19 protein-coding genes and 1 tRNA gene are annotated in these 20,327 nt (G+C 66.6%); 17 read left to right on the forward strand and 3 right to left on the reverse strand.

Going from position 1 to position 20,327, the window contains the following annotated elements; genetic code table 11:
* The first annotated feature begins 64 nt into the window (after nt 1-64).
* The 15 genes from coaD to RSO01_RS17340 all read left to right on the forward strand — a co-directional run bounded on the left by coaD (nt 65) and on the right by RSO01_RS17340 (nt 12,308).
* A complete protein-coding gene (gene coaD, locus RSO01_RS17270; protein WP_147150363.1) occupies nt 65-571 on the forward strand; it encodes a pantetheine-phosphate adenylyltransferase in 507 nt (168 codons plus the stop codon).
* A 99-nt stretch (nt 572-670) separates the two neighbouring features.
* Nucleotides 671-745: transfer RNA gene (locus RSO01_RS17275), tRNA-Lys, on the forward strand.
* A gap of 28 nt (nt 746-773) precedes the next feature.
* Entirely contained in the window at nt 774-1,652 is an 879-nt protein-coding gene (locus tag RSO01_RS17280; RefSeq protein ID WP_147150364.1) for an ABC transporter permease, read from the forward strand.
* Complete coding sequence (locus RSO01_RS17285) at nt 1,630-2,412, forward strand: ABC transporter ATP-binding protein (RefSeq protein ID WP_147150365.1); 783 nt, start codon at nt 1,630-1,632, stop codon at nt 2,410-2,412. Before RSO01_RS17280 ends, RSO01_RS17285 begins: the two co-directional genes overlap by 23 nt.
* A 6-nt stretch (nt 2,413-2,418) precedes the next feature.
* A complete protein-coding gene (locus tag RSO01_RS17290; protein ID WP_147150366.1) occupies nt 2,419-3,573 on the forward strand; it encodes a glycosyltransferase family 2 protein in 1,155 nt (384 codons plus the stop codon).
* 12 nt (nt 3,574-3,585) lie between these two features.
* Entirely contained in the window at nt 3,586-3,951 is a 366-nt protein-coding gene (locus tag RSO01_RS17295) for an STAS domain-containing protein (RefSeq protein WP_147150367.1), read from the forward strand.
* An 84-nt stretch (nt 3,952-4,035) separates the two neighbouring features.
* On the forward strand, nt 4,036-5,175 hold the full coding sequence (locus tag RSO01_RS17300; RefSeq protein WP_147150368.1) for a polysaccharide biosynthesis/export family protein: 1,140 nt from the start codon (nt 4,036-4,038) through the stop codon (nt 5,173-5,175).
* A gap of 43 nt (nt 5,176-5,218) precedes the next feature.
* Entirely contained in the window at nt 5,219-6,220 is a 1,002-nt protein-coding gene (locus RSO01_RS17305; protein ID WP_147150369.1) for an HlyD family secretion protein, read from the forward strand.
* Nucleotides 6,220-7,521 carry an FtsX-like permease family protein gene (locus RSO01_RS17310; protein WP_147150370.1) on the forward strand — a complete coding sequence of 434 codons (1,302 nt, stop codon included), beginning with the start codon at nt 6,220-6,222 and terminating at the stop codon, nt 7,519-7,521. Before RSO01_RS17305 ends, RSO01_RS17310 begins: the two co-directional genes overlap by 1 nt.
* A gap of 2 nt (nt 7,522-7,523) precedes the next feature.
* The gene (locus tag RSO01_RS17315) at nt 7,524-8,240 is read left to right on the forward strand and encodes an ABC transporter ATP-binding protein (RefSeq protein ID WP_147150371.1); all 717 of its coding nucleotides are present in this window, start codon (nt 7,524-7,526) and stop codon (nt 8,238-8,240) included.
* Between the two features lie 9 nt (nt 8,241-8,249).
* Nucleotides 8,250-9,494 (forward strand): glycosyltransferase, encoded by a 1,245-nt coding sequence (locus RSO01_RS17320; RefSeq protein ID WP_147150372.1) that lies wholly within the window; start codon nt 8,250-8,252, stop codon nt 9,492-9,494.
* Complete coding sequence (locus RSO01_RS17325; RefSeq protein WP_147150373.1) at nt 9,494-10,792, forward strand: glycosyltransferase; 1,299 nt, start codon at nt 9,494-9,496, stop codon at nt 10,790-10,792. Before RSO01_RS17320 ends, RSO01_RS17325 begins: the two co-directional genes overlap by 1 nt.
* Nucleotides 10,793-10,882: 90 nt before the next feature.
* Complete coding sequence (locus RSO01_RS17330) at nt 10,883-11,206, forward strand: ArsR/SmtB family transcription factor (protein ID WP_147150374.1); 324 nt, start codon at nt 10,883-10,885, stop codon at nt 11,204-11,206.
* A complete protein-coding gene (locus tag RSO01_RS17335) occupies nt 11,203-11,652 on the forward strand; it encodes an SRPBCC family protein (protein ID WP_170303144.1) in 450 nt (149 codons plus the stop codon). The genes RSO01_RS17330 and RSO01_RS17335 overlap by 4 nt, the downstream gene beginning before the upstream one ends.
* A complete protein-coding gene (locus RSO01_RS17340) occupies nt 11,649-12,308 on the forward strand; it encodes a glutathione S-transferase family protein (protein WP_147150376.1) in 660 nt (219 codons plus the stop codon). The genes RSO01_RS17335 and RSO01_RS17340 overlap by 4 nt, the downstream gene beginning before the upstream one ends.
* Before the next feature lie 478 nt (nt 12,309-12,786).
* On the opposite strand, the gene RSO01_RS17345 is transcribed toward RSO01_RS17340, so the two are convergent.
* The 3 genes from RSO01_RS17345 to RSO01_RS17355 form a co-directional block, all read right to left on the reverse strand.
* Nucleotides 12,787-13,749, reverse strand: coding sequence for an arginine deiminase family protein (locus tag RSO01_RS17345; RefSeq protein ID WP_147150377.1), 963 nt, complete (start codon nt 13,747-13,749; stop codon nt 12,787-12,789).
* Nucleotides 13,750-13,752: 3 nt separating this feature from the next.
* Nucleotides 13,753-15,159, reverse strand: coding sequence for a mannose-1-phosphate guanylyltransferase/mannose-6-phosphate isomerase (locus tag RSO01_RS17350; protein ID WP_147150378.1), 1,407 nt, complete (start codon nt 15,157-15,159; stop codon nt 13,753-13,755).
* Nucleotides 15,160-15,253: 94 nt separating this feature from the next.
* A complete protein-coding gene (locus RSO01_RS17355; RefSeq protein ID WP_147150379.1) occupies nt 15,254-16,444 on the reverse strand; it encodes a cyclic nucleotide-gated ion channel in 1,191 nt (396 codons plus the stop codon).
* Nucleotides 16,445-16,533: 89 nt separating this feature from the next.
* Here RSO01_RS17355 and RSO01_RS17360 point away from each other — a divergent pair, with 89 nt between their 5' ends.
* Together RSO01_RS17360 and RSO01_RS17365 are read left to right on the forward strand one after the other, a co-directional pair.
* Nucleotides 16,534-18,618 (forward strand): hydantoinase/oxoprolinase family protein, encoded by a 2,085-nt coding sequence (locus RSO01_RS17360; RefSeq protein WP_147150380.1) that lies wholly within the window; start codon nt 16,534-16,536, stop codon nt 18,616-18,618.
* A gap of 7 nt (nt 18,619-18,625) precedes the next feature.
* Nucleotides 18,626-20,299: a hydantoinase B/oxoprolinase family protein gene (locus RSO01_RS17365; protein ID WP_147150381.1), complete on the forward strand. Its 1,674-nt coding sequence runs from the start codon at nt 18,626-18,628 to the stop codon at nt 20,297-20,299.
* Nucleotides 20,300-20,327 lie beyond the last annotated feature (28 nt).

Here is a 20,327-nt window from a genome sequence, read left to right on the forward strand (position 1 = left end):
AGACTTCGCCGCCGCAGAAGCCGCTCGAATGGGCGCACCAGTCATGGGGAAGTGGGGGCAAGACATGGCGTCAGAACGCGTCGGCGTGTATCCGGGCACGTTCGATCCCATCACCAGCGGGCACATGGAAGTCGTGCGCCGATCGCTCAGGCTGGTCGACAAGCTGGTGATCGGGCCCGCAACCAACATCGGCAAGGGGCCGCTGTTCTCGCTGCAGGAACGCATCGACATCATCAAGGACGACATCGAGGACTTCTCGGCGGCCGACAAGGCACGCATCCAGATCGCGCCGTTCGACGGGCTCCTGATCCATTTTGCGCGCGAAGTCGGCGCCTCGGTGATCATTCGCGGCCTGCGCGCGGTCTCGGACTTCGAGTACGAGATCCAGATGGCCAACATGAATGCCCGCATGGAGCCCAATATCGAGACCATCTTCCTGATGGCCTCCGACCGGCACCAGTTCATCGCCTCCTCGCTGGTCAAGGACATCGCCCGATTGGGCGGCGATACCTCGCAGTTCGTGTCCAAGAAGGTGTTTCAGCGCCTGAAGGACAAGTTCAAGAAAGGCTGACCGGCCGGGGTACTGGGCGGCCCGCCGCGTTGACCGCGCGGCCTGCGCATCTTATACGGGCGCCGCGCGGGGTTTCGGTCCTCCGCGCCAGGCCGGAGCGAGCCCGTAGCTCAGCGGTAGAGCATCTGACTTTTAATCAGGTGGTCGTAGGTTCGATCCCTACCGGGCTCACCAGCACAGGCGAGAAGGAGAGACGCGGCTCATGCCGTCGGTGAAAGTCGTCAACGGCAAGCAGATCGTGGTCGAGGCGCTCGACCCGTCGCAGCGCTTCAAGCGCTTCCTTGCCAAGCCGTTGCTCCAGATGCGCTACAACCGGGAGATCATCCTGGCGATCCTGCGCCGCGAGCTCGCCTCGCGTTTCACCGGCTCTGCCGGCGGCTGGCTGTGGGCGGTCGCGGCACCGCTGTTCGCCATCGCCGTCTACACCTTCGCCTTCACGACCAAGCTGCAGATGACGTTCGTGGGCGAGCAGGGCCAGAAGCCGATTGCATACGCGCTGTTCATCTTCGCCGGCCTTATCGTCTTCAACTTCTTCTCGGAGATGGCGTACCGCTCGCCGATGCTGCTGCACGAGTACGCCCACTTCATCAAGCAGACGATCTTCCCCTCGGACATGCTGGCGGTGATCTCGACCCTGCGCGCCGCGGCCTATACCGGCATCGGCGCCATCGTCATGCTGATCTGCGTCGCCGCCGTGAAAGGCGGCCTGCCCTGGACCGTGATCTTCGTGCCGCTGATCTTCATTCCGCTGTCGGCGTTCCTCATGGGCCTGTCGTGGTTCCTGTCCGCCATCGGCGCCTTCACGCGCGATGCCGGCTACCTGATGATCAACATCGTGCCGCTGTTCATGTTCATGACGCCGGTGTTCTTTTCGCCCGGCAGCTGGTCGTTCCCCTGGAACCTGGCGATCCACGGCAACGCACTGACCGCCTATGTCGAGATCATGCGCGACCTCGTGCTGACCGGCACGTTGCCCAATCCGCTGACTGTCCTGTGGGCGCTGGCGACGGCGATCTTCACCTTCTACTTCGGCTATTGGTTCTTCGACAGGTACCGGAATGTCATCGTCGACGTCATCTGAGGTCGTCGTCCGGACCCGGCACCTCGGCAAGGCCTACCAGCTCTACGCTCATCGCAGCGACTGGCTGAAGCAGGTCATGTTTGGGACGTGGAAGACCTACTATAAGCCGTTCTGGGTGCTGCGTGACATCGACCTCGACGTCTACCGCGGCGATTCGATCGGCATCCTGGGGCGCAACGGTTGCGGCAAGTCGACCCTGCTGCAGGTGATCTGCGGCATGACGCTCCCTTCCAACGGCGAGTTGCGCGTCACCGGCCGCGTCGCCCCGGTGCTGGCGCTCGGCGCCACCTTCGACGCCGAGCTGTCGGGGCGCGAGAACATCATGATCGGCGGCGCCGTCATGGGCCTGTCGCGCTCCGAGGTGCTGGAGAAATTCGATTCGATGGCCGAGTTCGCCGGCATCGGCGACTACATGGAGCAGCCGGTCAAACACTACTCGATGGGCATGCGGACGCGTCTCGCCTTTGCCATCTGCGCCCATGTCGAGGCCGAGATCCTGGTCGTCGACGAGGCGCTGGCGGTGGGCGATGCCGCCTTCCAGCGCAAGTGCCTCGACTGGATCGACAGCTTCCGCCGCAAGGGTACGCTCCTGTTCGTGTCGCACTCGCCGGCCGAGGTGCGGCGGCTGTGCAACCGCGCCATCTGGATCGAGGACGGCCGTATCCGCTCCCAGGGTGAGCCGAGCGTGGTCATCCGCGCCTACCACCGAGCGATGGCCATGGAGAAGGACGACATCCATCGCTTCTCGGTGAGCGAGTGATGACGGATGACCGCATGCATCCTCTTCTGGGCGGGGCTGGGCTGGTGGGCGGCCACGATGCTGGTGCAGTGGATAAGTGCGGGATTGGGGCGCTGGCGCCGGCCGGCCGATCCGGTGCGGCATGGCGCGGCCGATTTCAGCATTGTCGCTCCCATGGTCGGCAGGCGTGATGCGTCGCCCGCCTACGTGCGCAGTCTCGCCGAGCTCGCGCGGGCCGGCGCCGAGGTGCTGATCTGTGTGACCGCCGAGGATGACGAGGCGGTCGGCTACACCCGCGCCGACTGGCCCGATGCGCCGATCCTGGTCGGCAGCGACGACACGTTCAATCCCAAGCTCAACAACGTGCGCAAGGGCCTCGAGGCGGCGAGCCGGCCGATCGTCGCACTGTGCGACGCCGGCATTGACCTCGAGCTCTCCGAGCTCACCTCGGCCGCCGCCCATCTCTCCGACAAGGTCGGCCTGGTGCTGGCGCTCAAGACCGGCAATCGGCCGGAGAACTTCGCAGCCGAGATGGAGTGCAGCTACATCAACGGCCATCAGGCGCGGTTCCTGATGGCGGCAGACCGGCTGGGCATGCCGGTCGCGTCCGGTGGCGTGACCATCCTCGCCAGGGATACCCTGCAGAGCATCGGCGGCCATCAGGGCTTCCTCAACTATCTTGCCGACGACTATTCGGTGGTGCGCATGGTGCGCGACCGCCTCGGCCAGACCACCTGGCTGGCGCGCGTCATGCCGCGGCTGCTGGTCGGTGGCCGGCGCTGGCAGGACGTCTGGCGGCGGCAGGTCCGCTGGGGATCGACGCGACTGAAGCTCAGCCCCGAGGTGAGGGCGCTGGTCCTGCTGGAGCCTGCGATCGGCTGGCTTGCATCGGGCCTGGCGCTGTTTGTGGCGCTGCTTGCCGTCGGCGTCGCGCCGACCTGGCTTGCTCTTGCGCTCATCGCGCACACAGTTGCGTGGCTTGCCGCGGAGGCTTGGTTCCTCGCTGCACACGGCCTGCCGTTCGGCCCGCGCGCCTGGGCTGCCGCATTGGCGCGCGAGGCGCTGGTGCCGCTGCTTGCCGTCCAGGCCTGGCTCGGCCGCAACCGCATCGACTGGCGGGGCACGAACCTTGCGGCCGGCTGGCAGCCAAGCAGGGATGGCACCGCCGGAAAGCACGTATGAGGTGACACCGTCATGACCAAGATCGCCACCGTCATGCTGCCCCAACAGGTCGATTCGGAAACCTCGGCGTCGGTCGAGAAGCTGATCGTCGATGCCCTCGGTCCGGGCGCCGGTGTGATCGTCGACGGCAGCGAGGTGACTTATATGAGCGCCGCGGGAGTGCGCGTGTTCGCCCGCGCCCTGCACCGGGCCGAGGAACTGGGCGCCCGCATCGCCTTCTGCCGCTTCAGCGGCGCTGCCGCCGATTGCCTGCTGGTCAGCGGTTTCACCGAGCTGTTCGAGGTCGTCGCGTCGGTCGAGGAGGCTGCCGCGAGATTGCGTCGAAACCCCACAGGCGCGGCTGCGGAACGCTTGCACCCCCACACCCGCGCGGGTTAATTACTGGCCGGCCTTGGACTATATCCTGAGACGAAACGCGGCGCGGCGCGTGACATACTACCACTGCTAGACGGGGATCGAATTTTGACAGTATGGAGCCGGCTGTGCGCCGCCGCGCGACCCCTCGCCGTTGCCCTGGGCATCGGCCTTGGCGCGACGGCATGTACTGCGTTGCCTGGCGACGGCCCCTGGATGGGGGGCGCGCAGACGACCAGCACCGAAGCCCTGCCATTCGACGTCATCGATCTCACGCCGACGACGGTCGTCGCCTACCGCCAAGCGCCGACCCCCGACAAGCCGACAAATATGACCAGCTCGCTGTCGCCGGCGCAGCCCCTCACCGTCGCTCCCGGTGACTCGTTGAAGGTGCGCATCTTCGAACGCTACGGCGGCAACATCTTCCCGACCATCCAGGGCCAGAGCGCCGATCTCGGCATCCAGCGCGTCGGCGCGGACGGCTCGATCAAGGTGCCGGTCGTCGGCACCGTGCAGGTGGCCGGCCTCGACTTGAATCAGATCGAGCGGAAGATCATCCAACAACTCGGCACTCAGGTGCAGGAGCCCGAAGTCATTGTCGAGTTCGACGCGCCGCGTACCCACACGGTCATGGTGTCGGGCGACGTCAAGAACCCCGGGCGTGTGTCGATGCTCGAGGACGTGCGCAGCGTCGTCGATGCCATCAACAAGGCGGGCGGCCCGATCGCTTCCCCAACCGGCTCGGCCAACCAGCTCCAGGTCGTGGTGCGGCGTAACGGTCAGGTCATACTGACGTCGCAATTCTCCGATTTGTTGGCCGGTAGTGACATCGCGGTCCAGAAGGGCGACGAGATCGTGGTCCGGCCCAATTCACGGATCTTCACGGTGCTGGGAGCGGTGCTGAAGTCGGGCAATGTCGAGATGAGCAAGCACAATCTCACTCTGCTTGAGGCGCTGGGCCAGGTCGGCGGCCTCAACGACGTGCGGGCCAACAAAACAGGCGTTTATGTGTTCAGAATGGGCGACCTTGAGACCAACCCGACGGCCCGCGGACGGGTCTTCCGCCTGGATCTGTTTCAACCGGTGTCTATTTTTGTCGCACAGCAGTTCGGCTTGCAGCCGCGGGACGTGATCTATGTCACCAACGCGCCGCTGTACGAGTACGACAAGATCCTGACATCGATCTATCGGACGTTCTCCATCATCGGTATCGCCAGGGGTAACATCCCCCTCACGTCAACGTTCTGACGGCTTGGCAAGCGCGCCAGGGAGTTTTTTGGTAGAATTCGCAATGGCTAGAGCGAAGAAATTCAGGTGGGGCGCCATCAGTCTGGCGATCCTGGTGGCTGTCGCCGGCGTCGGGCTGTGGGTCATGCCCAGCCGGCAGACCAGCAGCGCCCAGGACACGGGCAAGCCCGCTCCGCCGCCTCTGATTGCCCGCGGCTATACCGACGCGCCCGAGGGCACGGCGGTGGTCGCCGGCGATCCGTCCGGCGGCAGCGTGCTGGTCGAACTGCGCGTCAAGGACGGCCAGAAGGTCAAGAAGGGCGAGGTCGTCGCGGTCCTGTCCAACTATGCCCGCGCCGACGTGACCTTGCGCATGGCCGAGGCCGACCTGGTCAAGCTCAAGCAGACCTACGACTTCGTGCTGAAGGGCACGCGGCTCTCCGAGATCGCCCTGCAGGAGGCCACGCTCAAGTCCTCGATCGAGCAGAACAAGCTCGAAACCCTGCAACGGGCGCGCTCGGGCAAGCCGCCCGATCAGCGTGAGCTCGAAACCTCGATCGCCGAGCAGGGGCTGGAGCGGCAGAAGGTCAGGCTGGCCCTGCTGAAGACGACGCTGGAGAACGACCTGGCGCAGTACGAGATCGACCTCGCCAACACCCAGTCGCGCGTCGACAGCGCCAAGCGCACCATCGAGGACGCGCTGGTGCGTTCGCCGCTCGACGGCGTCGTGGTCCAGATCTTCTCGCGTCAGGGCGAACGCGTGTCGCCCACCGGCCTCGTCAAGATCGTCGACATGAACCAGCTGCGCGTGCTGGCCGATGTCGACGAGCTGCATGTCGGCCGGCTCAAGCCCGGCGGCAAGGTCGACGTGACCTTCCGTGGCAACAACGACGTCTACAAGGGCACGATCGAGCGTATCGCCCCCACGGTGAAGCGCATGCAGCGCGTCGAGCCGGACGGCGGTTCGTCGACCGATGCCCGCGTCGTTCAGGTCGAAATCAAGATCGACGACTCGTCCAGCATGCCCCCGGTGCTGGGGCGTGAGACGCGCGTCACCTTCCTCTGATGGCCATCACGCTGCCTGACGTCCCGGGGCTGCGGCATCGGTTGTCGCGCCTTTGGGCTGGACTGGCGCGGATCGGGCGCTGGCGCCCGAGTTTCTCCATGGCCGCGGTGCGGGCGGCGGCCCGCACCTCGACGACCATGCCGCTGGGCGCCCAGCAGCTCAAGCGCCAGCGCACCAGCACGCTCCTGTCGCTGGGCGGCGTCACGGCGAGCCTGCTGGTGATCTTTGCCCAGCTCGGCATCGAGCGCGCCGTCTACGAATCGTCGGTGCGCCTGCATCGCATGGTGTCGGGCGACCTCATCATCGTGCCCTACGGCTTCAAGTCGATGCAGCTGCATGCCGAGGTGCCGGTCGCGGTGACCGACATCATCGCCACCAATCCCGCGGTCTCCTCCTATTCGCCGTTCTGGTTCGGCGTCATGTCGCTCCAGCATACCGGCATGCCGACCTCGCGCCGGCTCGCCTGGTATGCCGTCGATCCGGAGAAGCCCGCCGTCGACGTGCCTGGCCTCAAGGAGAACCTGCACAAGCTCAGGGAAACGCGGCGCATCCTGTTCGACCGCGATTCGCGGCCCTATTTCGGCGATCTTGCCGCCCAGGCCGACAGCGGCGCCGAGTACACGGTGCTGGGCCCGCCCGACAATCGCGGCCTGCTGCGCCAGCTCTTCGCCGTCGGCACCTTCGCCGTCGGCCCGAACGTGCTGAACGACGGCGCCATCATGATGAGTCAGGAGACCATGGCCGAAGTGTTCGGCAACTGGTGGTCCGACCGTCCGGCCTTCATCTCGATCCATCTGGCGCCGGGCGCCGACGTCAATGCGGTGCGCGACCAGCTCAACCGCACCCTGGTCGGCCGCGGCGAGGCAATCGACAAGCGCGAGTTCGAGGCGCGCGAGCGGGTCTACTGGTCGCGCGAGACGCCGGTCGGCTACATCACCGATCTCGGCTTCATCATGGGCGTGATGATCGGCATGGTGTTCATCTATTATGCCCAGTACCAGATCATCCGCTTCTACCTGCCCGAATACGCCATCCTGAAGAGCCTGGGCTACGACTGGTGGTTCTTCCTGTTCATGATCGGCCAGATTGGTGCGGCCATCATCACACCGGCCTTCGTGGTGTCCTTCGCGCTGGGACGCGTGGTCTACGGCGTCACCGAAGCGGCCATGCATCTCGGCATGTCGATGGGCCTGCGCGAAATGGTGGTGTCGCTGGTCGCCTGCGTGATCATGACCGTGGTGTCGAGCCTGTTTGCCATCCGTCGACTGTGGAAGGTCGACCCCATCATGCTGTTCGAGTGACCATGTCGACCGACACGCACAACTTCGGACCGCCGGTCGTCGAGGCGATCGACGTCCATCACCACTACGGCGAGGGGCCGCAGCGGGCCGACGTGCTGTTCGACATCAACATGCAGGTGCGCGAGGGTGAGCTGGTGATCGTCACCGGCCCTTCCGGTTCGGGCAAGACCACGCTGCTCACCATCCTCGGCACCATGCGCAAGCCGTCCGAGGGCAAGCTGCGCCTGCTCGGCACCGACATCGTCGGTCTCCAGGGCCGCGAAGTCGACGTGCTGCGCAACCGCATCCGCTTCCTGTTCCAGAAGCGCAATCTCTTGAGCTCGCTGACGGCGCTGCAGAACGTCATGGCCGGCGTTTCCACCACGCCGCTGTCGGATCCCAAATGGGACGAGCCGCGCGCCCGCCATCTGCTCACCCTGCTGGGATTGGGCGACAAGGCCGCGGCCTGGCCCGACGAGCTGTCGGGCGGCCAGCAGCAGCGCGTCGCCATCGCCCGCGTCATGATCGGCCTGCCCGATCTCATCATCGCCGACGAGCCGACCTCGGCCCTCGACCGCGTGGCCGGCCGCCTGGTGGTCGATCAGCTGAAAGACCTCGCCATGCGTGCCAAGTGCGCCGTCGTGCTGTCGACCCACGACGAGCGTATTTTCGACGTCGCCTCCCGCCGCCTTCACATCGAGGATGGCCGCTGCTTCGACGTGCCGATCCACTACCACTGAGCGGCAACCGTGCTGCTCGCAGCCATCGATCTCATCGCCTTCCTCTGCCTGGCCGTCCAGTTCGTCATCGCCGGCTACTTCCTCTATCTGGTCTACTGGTCGATCGAGTTGCCGCCGGCCGACGCGGGCCTTCCGGCGCTGCCCGACGAGCTGCCGCGCGTGCTGGTGCAGATCCCGGTCTACAACGAACCTCTCGTGATCGACCGTGTCCTTGGCGCCGCCGCCAACCTCGATTGGCCGCGCGACAGGCTGGTCATCCAGCTGCTCGACGACAGCACCGACATCACCTCCGACATCGCCGTTCATGCCGTGGCGCGCCTCAAGCGGGATGGCGTCGACGTCGCCCATATCCGACGCGACGACCGCAGCGGCTTCAAGGCCGGCGCCCTGGCCGAGGGCCTGAAGCTCTGCGACGCGCCCTATGTCGCCGTGTTCGACGCCGATTTCGTGCCCGAACCCGGCTGGCTGCGCGGCGCCATGGCGGCCTTGCTGGCCGAGCCGCGTGCCGCCTTCGTGCAGACCCGCATCGAATGGGGCAATGGCGAGAAGAACTGGCTGACGCGGGCGCAGCGGCTGATGCAGGACGCCCATTTCGCCGTCGAGCAGGACATCCGCGCCCGCCGCGGTATGCCCTTCCAGTTCAACGGCACGGGCGGCATCTGGCGGCGCGCGGCGGTCGAGGAGGCGGGTGGCTGGTCGCACGACACGCTGTCGGAGGATCTCGACCTGGTGCTGCGGACATCGCTCGCGGGCTGGCACGGCGTCTTCCTGATGGAGCCCCATGTCGTCGGCGAGCTGCCGGCCAAGCTCGATGACTTCAGCGCCCAGCAGAGCCGCTGGTCCAAGGGCTTCATGCAGGTCGCCCGCAAGCTGCTCGGCCCGATCTGGCGCTCGGACTGGTCGGACGAGGCCAAGTTCATGACCACCGTGGCGCTCGGCCAGCAGCTCATTTTTCCCGTGCTGGCCGCGGGCATCGTGGCGCTGGTCCTGTCGACGATCGGCCACGGCTATCTGCCGGGCTTCTTCCGTTTCCTGCTGTGGCTGTGGTTCATCACCATGCTGGCGGTCCTGTTCGGCATGACCTTCGGTGCCTGGCGGCGCCTGAAGCGCGGCGACCTCGGGCGCTATCTCGCCACGGCGGCCAGCGTGCCGGCCCTGATCGTCTATCTTGCCGCCGCCAATGCCGGCCCGATCATCGCCGCCGTGTTCGGGCGCAAGACCGAGTTCAACCGCACACCCAAGGCAGGCACCTGATGGCCGCCATCGCCACCCTGGCCTTGGCTCTCGCCGTGGTCTTCGCGGTGTGCTGCGTGCTGCTGGCGGCCTTCGTCGGCAGCCTGCTCTACATGGTGATCCTGCATCATCGCCTGAAGGAGCGGGGGCTCCGCCGCGAGGAGGCGCTGCTGGCGACGCCGCTGCCGCCCGATGCCGACCTGCCGCATGTCGTGGTGCAGATCCCGTCCTTCAACGAAGGCGGCGTGCTCCGACGCGGCATCGAGGCCGCGGCCGCGCTCGACTGGCCGCGCGACAGGCTGCACATCCAGGTGCTCGACGACAGCACCGACGAGACCGCCGAACTCGCCCGCACCGTGGTGGCCGAGCTCAAGGCGAAGGGGTTCGACATCGTCGCCCTGCAGCGTACCGACCGCTCGGGCTTCAAGGGTGGCGCCCTGCACGAGGCGATGCAGCAGACGCCGCACGACTACTTTGCGATCTTCGATGTCGACTACGTGCCGTCGCCCGACTTCCTGCGTGTGTGCATGCGGCCGTTCTTCGCCAACCCCAACTGGGCGTTCGTGCAGGCGCGCTTCGACTTCCTCAATCCGCATGAGAACGCGCTCACCGAGATGCAGATGGTGACCCTCGATGCCCATCTCGGCATCGAGCAGGCGACGCGCTGCTGGGCCGGCCATCCGCTGCCGTTCAACGGCACCTGCGGCATCTGGCAAAGGGCCGCCATCGAGGCGGGCGGCGGCTGGAAGGGCGATACCGTCACCGAGGACCTCGACCTCACCTATCGCGGCTGGGTCAAGGGCTGGCGGGCGCTGTTCCTGACCAGCGTGCCGGTGCCCGGCGAGCTGCCGGCCGACACCAAGACCTGGCTGCGCCAGCAGCAGCGCTGGCAGGACGGCTTTCGTCATGTCGGGCTGCGCATGTTCCCGGAGATCCTGAGGAGCCGCGATATCACGCCGTCATCGAAGGCGGCGGCGCTGCTGCACCTCTGCATGTCGCTCAACCAGCCGGTGCTGCTGGTCGGCGTCGTCGCGGGGCTGCTGGCCGGGCTGCTGGCGCCGTCGCTGGCGCTACTGCTGCTGACCCTGTTCTTCGTGACCCTGGCCTGGGTGCTGTTCTGCGCCACGACCTTCCTGCGCGCCGGTCACAACTTCATCCGCGGCGGGGAGATGTCGCCCGCGCGCTTCACCCTGGTGCTGCTGCGCTTCGTCGGCGGCCAGGTGGCGATGCTGGTGCGCTCGCTTGGGGTGCACATCAACAAGCGCCTGAACAGGCCCAAGCCGATCGTCTTCGACCGCACGCCGAAGCGCGGCGCCTGATCCTCTCGTCATCTCGACTGGAGCCTCGCGGAGCGAGGCGTAGTGGAGCACGGTTGACTTAACGGGTAAGTTATATAACATATCCGTTAAATGAATATGCTCGATCATACCTTCAACGCGCTGGCCGATCCGACCCGTCGGGCGATTTTGGCGCGCCTGGCGCAAGGCGAGGCGACGGTCGGCGAGCTGGCCAAGCCCTTCGCGATCTCTCAGCCGGCGATCTCGCGGCATCTGAAGGTGCTCGAGAAGGCCTCGCTGATCTCCAACGAACGGCAGGGCAAGCACCGCCGCTGCCGCCTCAGGCCCGAGGCGCTCGACAGTGCCGCGACATGGCTCGAGTTCCATCGTCGCTTCTGGACCGGCAGCCTCGATCGCCTCGACGCCCATTTGAAGTCGGAGAAGAAGCCGCGATGACTGTTCGGTCCGACGATACGACCCTGGAGATCACGCGCGTATTCGACGCTCCGCCGGCGCGGGTGTTCGCGGCGTGGCTGGATCTCGGGCAGTTCCAGTCGTGGATCGGTCCCGAGGGCATCGACTGTGAGGTCGAGCTGCTCGAGCCGCGGGTCGGCGGCCGCTACCGTCTCGTCATGAACACGCCGGAGCGCGTGATCCCGGTATCGGGTGTCTTCCGGTCGATCGAGCCATGCCGCCGCCTGGTCTTCACCTGGGGCTGGGAGGGCGATGCCATCCGGCAGTCGCTGATCACGCTCACCTTCAGGGAGATCGGCGGCAAGACGGAGCTGACCTTGAGGCAGGAGGGCCTTGGCTCTGTCGAAAGCCGGGACGGCCATGTGCGGGGCTGGAACAGCGCGCTGAACAAGCTGGATCATTATCTTTCCGGGGGAGCGAGACGATGAGCGCGATCAAGGTAAGCGCCTACCGATGGGTTCCACCGTTTGCCCAGGGACTGGTCCGCGATCTGCGGGTGCGCTGGGCGCTGGAGGAGGCGGGCCTGCCGTATGAGGAGCGCCTGCTGGACTTCAGGGACAAGCCGGAAGGCTACCGAAAGCTTCAGCCGTTCGGCCAGGTCCCCACCTTCGAGGACGGCGCGCTGGTGCTCTTCGAATCGGGGGCCATCGTGCAGCACATCGCCGAGCGATCGGGCGTTCTCCTGCCGTCCGACCCATCGGCCAGGGCACGGGCGATGACCTGGATGTTCTCGGCGCTGAACACGGTCGAACCGCCGATCATGTTCCTGGTCCAGATCGATCTGAAGTTCGCCGATGACAGTGCGGCGATGCGATTGCGCGAAGGCGCGGTCGATGCGGTGAAGGCCCGATTGGACGGCGTCGCCGCGTGGCTGGACGGACGCGACTACCTCGAGGACCGGTTCACCGCCGGCGACCTGCTCATGGCCACGGTGCTGCGCATCCCGCGGCACACCGACCTGGTTGCGTCGATGCCGGTGCTGGCGGCCTACCTCGCACGATGCGAGGCGCGTCCGGCGTTCCAGAAGGCGCTTGCCGCGCAGATGGCGGTATTCGCCAACAACGCCGCGCCAACGCAGCTTTGACAGCACTACTGGCACTCGGGATCGGCGGCATAAGGAATGGCGTGAGTGCCAGTTCGACCCGCCAGACATGGCGCGCTACGGCACGCAATAAGTCACGAAAACGAAATTGACGATATCACTGTAGTGCTTGACTGGATCGAACTTAAGTTATATGATCACGTCCTGTTGCGTTGCCTACCCGCGTTCTCGCTCCATGCATCGTTTATCCGATCGTGTGCCAGACTGCTCCTGCCGCGGGCCTGGTCCTCCCGTCCGGCTGCGTTCAGCCGGACGGGAGCGATGATCCTCTGCAAGAGGTGCAGTTCAGCAGGAGGGCCTGCAGAAAATGCACAAAATGCAAAAAATTCGAAAGCGGCGTGAATTCAATGGCTTGGCGGACATAGGCCGACCTGCAGAAAATATGCATAAAATGCAGAAATTCGCGAGCGAGGCGACTGCGGTGCATGCATTTGCCGCCAGCAGTGCAGGCGCCGCCTGCTCAATCGAGCACGCTCTCGCGCACCAGCGGATGGTGCGCGCAGCGCAGGCCGCCGCCGGTGGCGATCGGCCCGTCGAAGGGCAGGGGAATGACGTCGATCCTGCGCTTGCGCAGTTCGTCGATCACGCGGGCATTGTCGGCATCGATGATGATGCGGCCTTCCTCGAGGATCAGGCCGTTGGTCGCCAGCCGATTGGCCTCGTCGACCGAGACCGCGACCTTGTCCCAGTCGCGCAACGACATCGGCAGTCCATCGATCAGCTTCTCGGGGCAATAGACCAGAAGCCCGGGCTTGATCAGCGCCACGGCGCAATCGAGGTGGAGCACGTTCGACTTCATCGCCACGGCCAGCACACGGTATTTGTCGCCCAGCAGCGCTTGCAGCCAGTCGACACCGGCGAGATCGGAGGCGCAGCCCGAGATGCCGACATAGATCTCACGGCCGTTCAGCAGCGTGTCGCCGCCTTCGAGGAACGGCCCGTCGACGCACGCCGGCGAGCCCAGCGGCACGCTCGACCAGCGGGCGCCGCGCTGCTGTACCATCTGCTGGATGATGGGACGTAGCCCATAGCGCTCGCGCTGCCGGCATTTCAGCCGCAGCGAGGCGTCGATGACGTGATCGCCGATCACGATCATGCCGTCGCGTGGGAAGAGCTGGGCGCCCTCGCCGTTGGCGGCGAGGAAGGTGCGCTCCTCGCCTTCCAGTCGCTGCGGGCGGCGGACGGCCACGCCTTCGCGCGCCACCAGCTCGGCCAGCGCGTCGACCTGGCGCTCGATGCGCCGGGCCCATTCGGGGTCGACGTCGATCAGCCGCTGGCCCTTATGGGCGCGGCTTACCTTTTCGCCTTCCGGCAGCAGCCAGCGCTGCGACTCTTCGTGGAAGATCACGAAATCTTCAGCCGGCGAGATGCCGATGACGACCTCGCGCAGCTTGCCCCACTCGTGGTGAGCGCCGAACTTCACGCCTCACACACGGGCGTAGATGTCCTCGTAGCGGATGATGTCGTCCTCCTCGAGGTAGTCGCCGGTCTGCACCTCGACGACCTCGAGCGGCTCGCTGCCCGGATTGGCCAGCCGGTGGATGCCGCCCATCGGGATGTAGATCGATTCGTTCTCGTGCAGGGTCATGATCTTGCCGTCGAGCGTGACCTCGGCCACGCCCCTGACCACGACCCAATGCTCGGCGCGCCGCTTGTGGCTCTGGAGGCTGAGCTTGCCCTTGGGATTGACGGAGAGCCGCTTGGCGCGGAAGCGCTCGCCGCGGTCGATGTCCTGGTAGCTGCCCCAGGGCCGGTGCATCACCGCATGCTCGGTGGCGGCCCTGTGCTTGCCGTCCGACATCCGCTGCACGACGTCCTTGAGCCGTGGAAGGTTGTCACGATGGCCGACCAGCACGGCGTCGTTCATCGCCACCACCACGACCTCCTCGACGCCGATCACTGCGGTGAGCGGGCCGTCCGAGCGGACGTAGGAATTGCGCACATGGTCGATCTCGACCGGCCCTTCGGTGACGTTGCCCGCGCTGTCGGCCTCGCCGACATCGAGCAGGGCGTCCCAGGTGCCGAGGTCGGACCAGCGGAACTTGGCCGGCACCACCCAGCACTTGTCGGTTCGTTCCATGACGGCGTAGTCGATCGACTTGGCCGGCGCCTTGGCGAAGGCGTCGGCGTCGAGGAACACGGTCGATCCGGTCTTCTTGGCCTTGGCCACCGCCTCCTCGGCCGCCGCCGCCATGGCCGGCTCGAAACGGGCCATCTCGGACAGCAGGAGGTCGGGGGGGAACAGGAAGTTGCCGCTGTTCCACAGCAGGCCCTCGGCGATGTAGCGCAATGCGGTCTGCGCATTGGGCTTCTCGACGAACGCCGCGACCTTCTGCACCGTGCCGATCTGCTCGCTGCTCGGGCGGATGTAGCCATAGTCGGTCTTGGGCTCCGTGGGCGGAATGCCGAACGTGACGATGCCGCCCCGTTCCACGGCCAGAAGGCCTTCGCGGCAAGCGGCTCGGAACTCTTCGGCGCCAATCACCAAATGATCCGACGCCAGCGCCAGCACGGCTTTAGCGCCTTGGCTGCGCGCATAGGCGGCTGCAGCCGCCATCGCCGGTCCTGAATCGCGGCGCGACGGCTCGACCAGGATGTCGATCTCCATGCCGATATCCTTGGCCTGCTGCTCGGCCATGAAGCGGTAGGCCTCGTTGGTCGCAACGACAGGCCGTGCAAACAGGCCACGATCGGCGACGCGCTGCAGCGTCTGCTGAAAGGTCGACTGCGTGCCGAGCAGCGGCACGAACTGCTTGGGCATGCTTTCGCGCGACAGGGGCCACAGGCGCTTGCCGGAACCTCCGACCAGGATGACGGGCGTGATCGACGACATTAAGGGGGCTTTCGTTACTGGGCCGTTAGGCCTGATGAGGCGCGATATAGCCCAAGGGGCCGGCCCGGCCAATGGCCCCCGGCGGAGGGCTTTTTCATCGCCGGCCGGCCGTCTGGCGCTCCAGGTTCTCCTCGCGCCGGCGCTTGGCCTCGACTTCGACGGCCTCGGCGAGCTTGGGGATGTGCGAGGCGATTTCGTAGAAGTCGCTGGCGTAGAGCACCAGCAGCGTCGTCGGCTTGGTCGTGGCCACCGAGGCGGTGCGCGGCTGGCGCTCGAGCAGGGCCATCTCGCCGAAGAAGGCGCCTTCGCCCAGCCGCACCGAGCCGCCGTTGGGCAGGCGGACCTCGACCTCGCCGCTCGAGATGAAGAACATGGAATCGCCGGCGTCGCCGCGGCGCACCACGGTGATGCGCGCAGGGTAGTAGCGTGTGCGCAGCTTGCCCACGATCTCCGACAGGGTGACGACGCCCAGCGAGGCGAACAGCGGCACGCGCGCGACTTGTTCCCAGACCCGGAGATACTCGCGCCGCCGTTCCTCCTGGGCGAAGCCGGTGGCGAGCACGCCGGTCATCAGGGCGAGCACGGCGATGCCCGAGATCATCAGCAAGGAGCCGACGAGACGTCCGCCCAAGGTCAGGGGCACCACGTCGCCGTAGCCCGTCGTGGTGAGGGTCACGACGGCCCACCACATGGCGTTCGGCAGCGAGCCGAACTGCTCGGGCTGCCTGACGCGCTCGAAGATGTGGGCGGCCGTCGCCGCCATCATCAGCAGGATGGCGAACAGGATCAGCACGCTGGCGATCGGCGCGCGCTCGTTGGACATCACGCGGAACAGCGTACTGAAGGCCGGCGCATGCAGGCCGACCTTCATGATCCAGAGGATGCAGAATACCGAGGCGGCGTCCGATCCGGTGATGCCGTAGCCGCCGAAGAACATGAAGGCCGGCAGGATCGCCAGAAGCCCGATGAGGCCCTGGATCGACACCGCCCAGCGCAGACGCGCACCGGTCTCCGAGTCCTGGTCGTAGTGCGGTGCCTCGGGCGCTACCCACAGGCGCGCCAGGTACTCGATGAGGAAGAGGAACGTGACGGTCCAGATGACGATGCGCAGGACGTGTCGGATCTGCCCGTCCAGCTCATCGACCGACAGCAGGATCACGGCGAACAGGCCGATGCCGAGCACGATCAAGTGAGCCACCCGCACCTGGCGGGCGCCGGGTGTGGGATCGCTGTAGCGCAGCAGGGCGTAGAGTCGTGCCCTGAAAGTCGGGGCCGTGGCCGTCACGCTGCGACCATAGGCATCCTGGCCTGCGAATTGCAACGCAGGGGAGGCCGGTCTACGGTCGCGCCCGTTTTGCAGGATATGGGTCTGGATTGAAGGTGGTCAGGGATTTGCGCATTGCCGTCGACATCGGCGGCACGTTCACGGACGTGGTGTTGGAAGAGGGCGGGAAGCGGCTGACGCGCAAGCTGCTGACCACGCCGCAGCGGCCTGAAGAGGCGGTTCTCGACGGCGTGCGGCTGATCCTGGCCGATGCCGGCAGGGGCTTCGGCGACGTCACCGTGTTCGTGCACGGCACGACGCTGGCCACCAATGCCGTGATCGAGCGGCGCGGCGCGCGCACGGCGCTGCTGGCCACCGAGGGCTTCCGCGACGTCCTCGATATCGCAAACGAAAGCCGCTACGACCAGTACGACCTCACCATCGAGAAGCCGAAGCCGCTGGTGCCGCGGGCGCTGCGTTTCACCGTGCCGGAGCGCATGGATGTGCACGGCCAGGTCCGCCTGGCACTCGACGAGAAGGCGGTGCGCGAGACCGCGCGCAAGCTCAAGGCCGACGGCGTTGAAAGCCTCGCCGTCGCTTACATGCACGCCTACGCCAATTCGGCGCATGAGCGGCGCACGCGCGACATCCTGAAGGAAGAGCTTCCCGACCTGTGGGTCACGCTGTCGAGCGAGGTCTGCCCTGAGGTGCGCGAGTACGAGCGCACGTCGACCGCCGTCGCCAACGCCTATGTCCAGCCCTTGATGGACTCCTATCTCGAGCGCATGCAGGCGGCGCTGGCGGCAGAGAAATTCACCGGCACGATCTATCTCGTGACCTCGGGCGGTGGCCTCACCGCCATCGCCACGGCGCGGCGCTTTCCGGTGCGGCTGGTCGAATCCGGCCCGGCCGGCGGTGCGATTTTTGCGGCGCAAGTGGCGGCCCGCGCCGGCGAGCCACGGGCGCTGAGTTACGACATGGGTGGCACCACCGCCAAGATCTGCCTGATCGACGATTACAAGCCGCACACCGCGCGGCTGTTCGAGGTCGACCGTGCCGCGCGCTTCCTCAAGGGATCGGGCCTGCCGGTGCGCATCCCGGTGATCGAGATGGTCGAGATCGGCGCGGGCGGCGGCTCGATCGCCCGCCTCGATGCGCTGAAGCGCGTGACGGTGGGGCCGGAGAGCGCCGGCGCGGAGCCCGGCCCGGCCTGCTACGGCCGCGGCGGCACGCATCCGGCGGTGACCGATGCCAACGTCGTGCTGGGCACCATCGATCCGCACGACTTTGCCGGCGGCAGCATCAAGCTCGATCTCGGCGCGGCCAAGAGCGCGCTGGAGCGCGACGTCGCCGAAGGCATCGGGCTGTCGACCGAAATGGCGGCCTACGCCGTCTACGAGATGGTGTCGGAGAACATGGCGAGTGCCGCGCGCGTGCACGCTGTCGAGCGTGGCGCCGTCGTCAACCAGTACAACCTCATCGCCTTCGGTGGCGGCGCGCCGCTTCATGCCGCGCGGGTCGCGGAGAAGATCGGCGTCAAGCGCGTGATCGTGCCGCCCAATGCCGGCGTCGGCTCGGCGGTGGGCTTCCTTGCGGCGCCGGTGTCCTACGAGCTGGTGCGCAGCCGCTACATGCGGCTCGATGCCTTCGATGCCGAAGCGGCCAGCGAGCTTCTGAAGGAGATGAGCGCCGAGGCGACCGCCCTGGTGGCGCCGGGCGCGCGCGGCATGGCGACCTTCGAACGTCGCCTCGCCTTCATGCGCTACGTCGGCCAGGGCCATGAGATCGTGGTCGAGCTGCCGGCGCGGCCGCTGCAGGCGTCGGATGCTCAGGCGCTGCGCGAGGCCTACGAGCGCGACTATGCCGTCCTGTTCGAGCGCCATATCCCCAACGCCGCCATAGAAATCCTGAGCTGGTCGGTCCAGGTCTCGACCGAGGCCAAGCTGCCGGCAAAACAGGGCGCCGCACCCGACGTGCCGGCGCCCAAGCCGATCGGCAAGCGGCCGGTGTTCGACGGCCGCAGCGGCCGCACGACCGAGGTGCCGGTCTATCGCCGCGAGGCCCTGCCGCCGGGCAGCGCCTTCCCGGGCCCGGCGATCGTCGCCGAGGACGAGACCTCGACCTATATTTCAGCCAGTTTTGCCGCGCATATCGATGCCTCCGGCTGTATCGTCATGGACCGCAAGGACGCGTGAGGAAAGCATGAGCCAGTCCAACAGCGTCGGCCTGATCGACCTGCAGATCATGTGGAACCGCCTGATCGCCGTGGTCGAGGAGCAGGCGCAGACCCTGATGCGCACCGCCTTCAGCCCGATCGTGCGCGAGTGCGGCGACCTGTCGGCGGGCGTGTTCGACCTCGAGGGCCGCATGCTGGCCCAGGCCGTCACCGGCACGCCGGGCCACGTCAATTCGATGGCCGAATCGGTGAAGCACTTCCTGCGCTACTTCCCGATCGAGACGATGAGGGCGGGCGACGCCTACATCACCAACGATCCGTGGATGGGCACCGGCCATCTCAACGACTTCGTCATCACCACGCCCGCTTTCCGCAACGGCAAGCTGGTGGCGCTGTTCTCCTGCACCAGCCATCTCATGGACATCGGCGGCATCGGCTTCGGGCCGGACGCCACCGACGTCTTCATGGAAGGCCTCTACATCCCGATGCTGAAGCTGTTCGACCAGGGCAAGGTGAACGAGACCCTGATGTCGATGATCCGCGCCAACACGCGCCTGCCGGTCGACACCGAGGGCGACGTCTACTCCCTGGCCGGCTGCAACGATGTCGGCGCCCGCCGCCTGGTCGAGATGATGGACGAGTTCGGCATCGACTCGCTGGACGAGCTCGGCGACCATATCATCGCGCGCTCGCGCGAGGCGGTGCTGGAGGAGATCGCCAAGCTGCCCAAGGGCACCTGGCACAACGCCATGACGATTGACGGCTACGACGAGCCGCTGACGCTGAAAGCCACGCTGACCATTTCCGACACCGGCATCCATGTCGACTACAGCGGCACGTCGGCCGTGTCGGGCCGCGGCATCAACGTGCCGCATGCCTACACCACGGCCTACACGGTGTTCGGGCTGGGCTGCGTGGTGGCGACGCACATCCCCAACAACGCGGGCTCGCTCGAGCCGCTCACCGTGTCGGCGCCCGCCGACACCATCCTCAATGCACCCAAGCCCAGCGCCGTCGCCTCGCGCCACATCATCGGCCAGATGCTGCCCGACGTGACGTTCGGCTGCCTGCGCCAGATCGTGCCCGACCGCGTGCCGGCCGAGGGAACGTCGTGCCTGTGGAACCTCAATGTGCGCGGCCATGTGAAGGGCGGCGAGGGCGGCAACTACGGTTTCGGCATGGCCATCACCTCCAACGGCGGCACCGGCGCGCGTCAGGACAAGGACGGGCTCTCGGCCACGGCCTATCCCAGCGGCGTGCGCGGCACGCCGGTCGAGATCGCCGAGACGCAGACGCCGTTGATCTTCTGGCGCAAGGAATTCCGCCCCGATTCGGGCGGCGCCGGCCGCACGCGCGGCGGGCTGGGCCAGATCATGGAGATCGAAAGCGGCATCGCTGAGCCATTCGACTTGCTCGCCGCCTTCGATCGCATCGACCATCCGCCGCGTGGCCGCGACGGCGGTCGGGACGGCGAGGCGGGCTTCGTCGCCCTGAAGTCGGGCAAGACCTTGAAGGGCAAGGGCTTCCAGCTCATCCCGCCGGGCGACCGGCTGGTGGTGATGACGCCGGGCGGCGCGGGCATCGGCAAGCCGGCGGAGCGCGACCGCGTGCAGGTCGCCAGCGACTTGGCTGACGGGCTGATCTCCGCCGAGACGGCCGAGAAGGTCTATGAGTTCAAGCCGCAAAAAGCGGCTGAGTGAGTTCGGGGAAGGGTGTCAAACAACGAAG

Source organism: Reyranella soli, from assembly GCF_007992495.1.
Classification (GTDB): Bacteria; Pseudomonadota; Alphaproteobacteria; order Reyranellales; family Reyranellaceae; genus Reyranella; species Reyranella soli.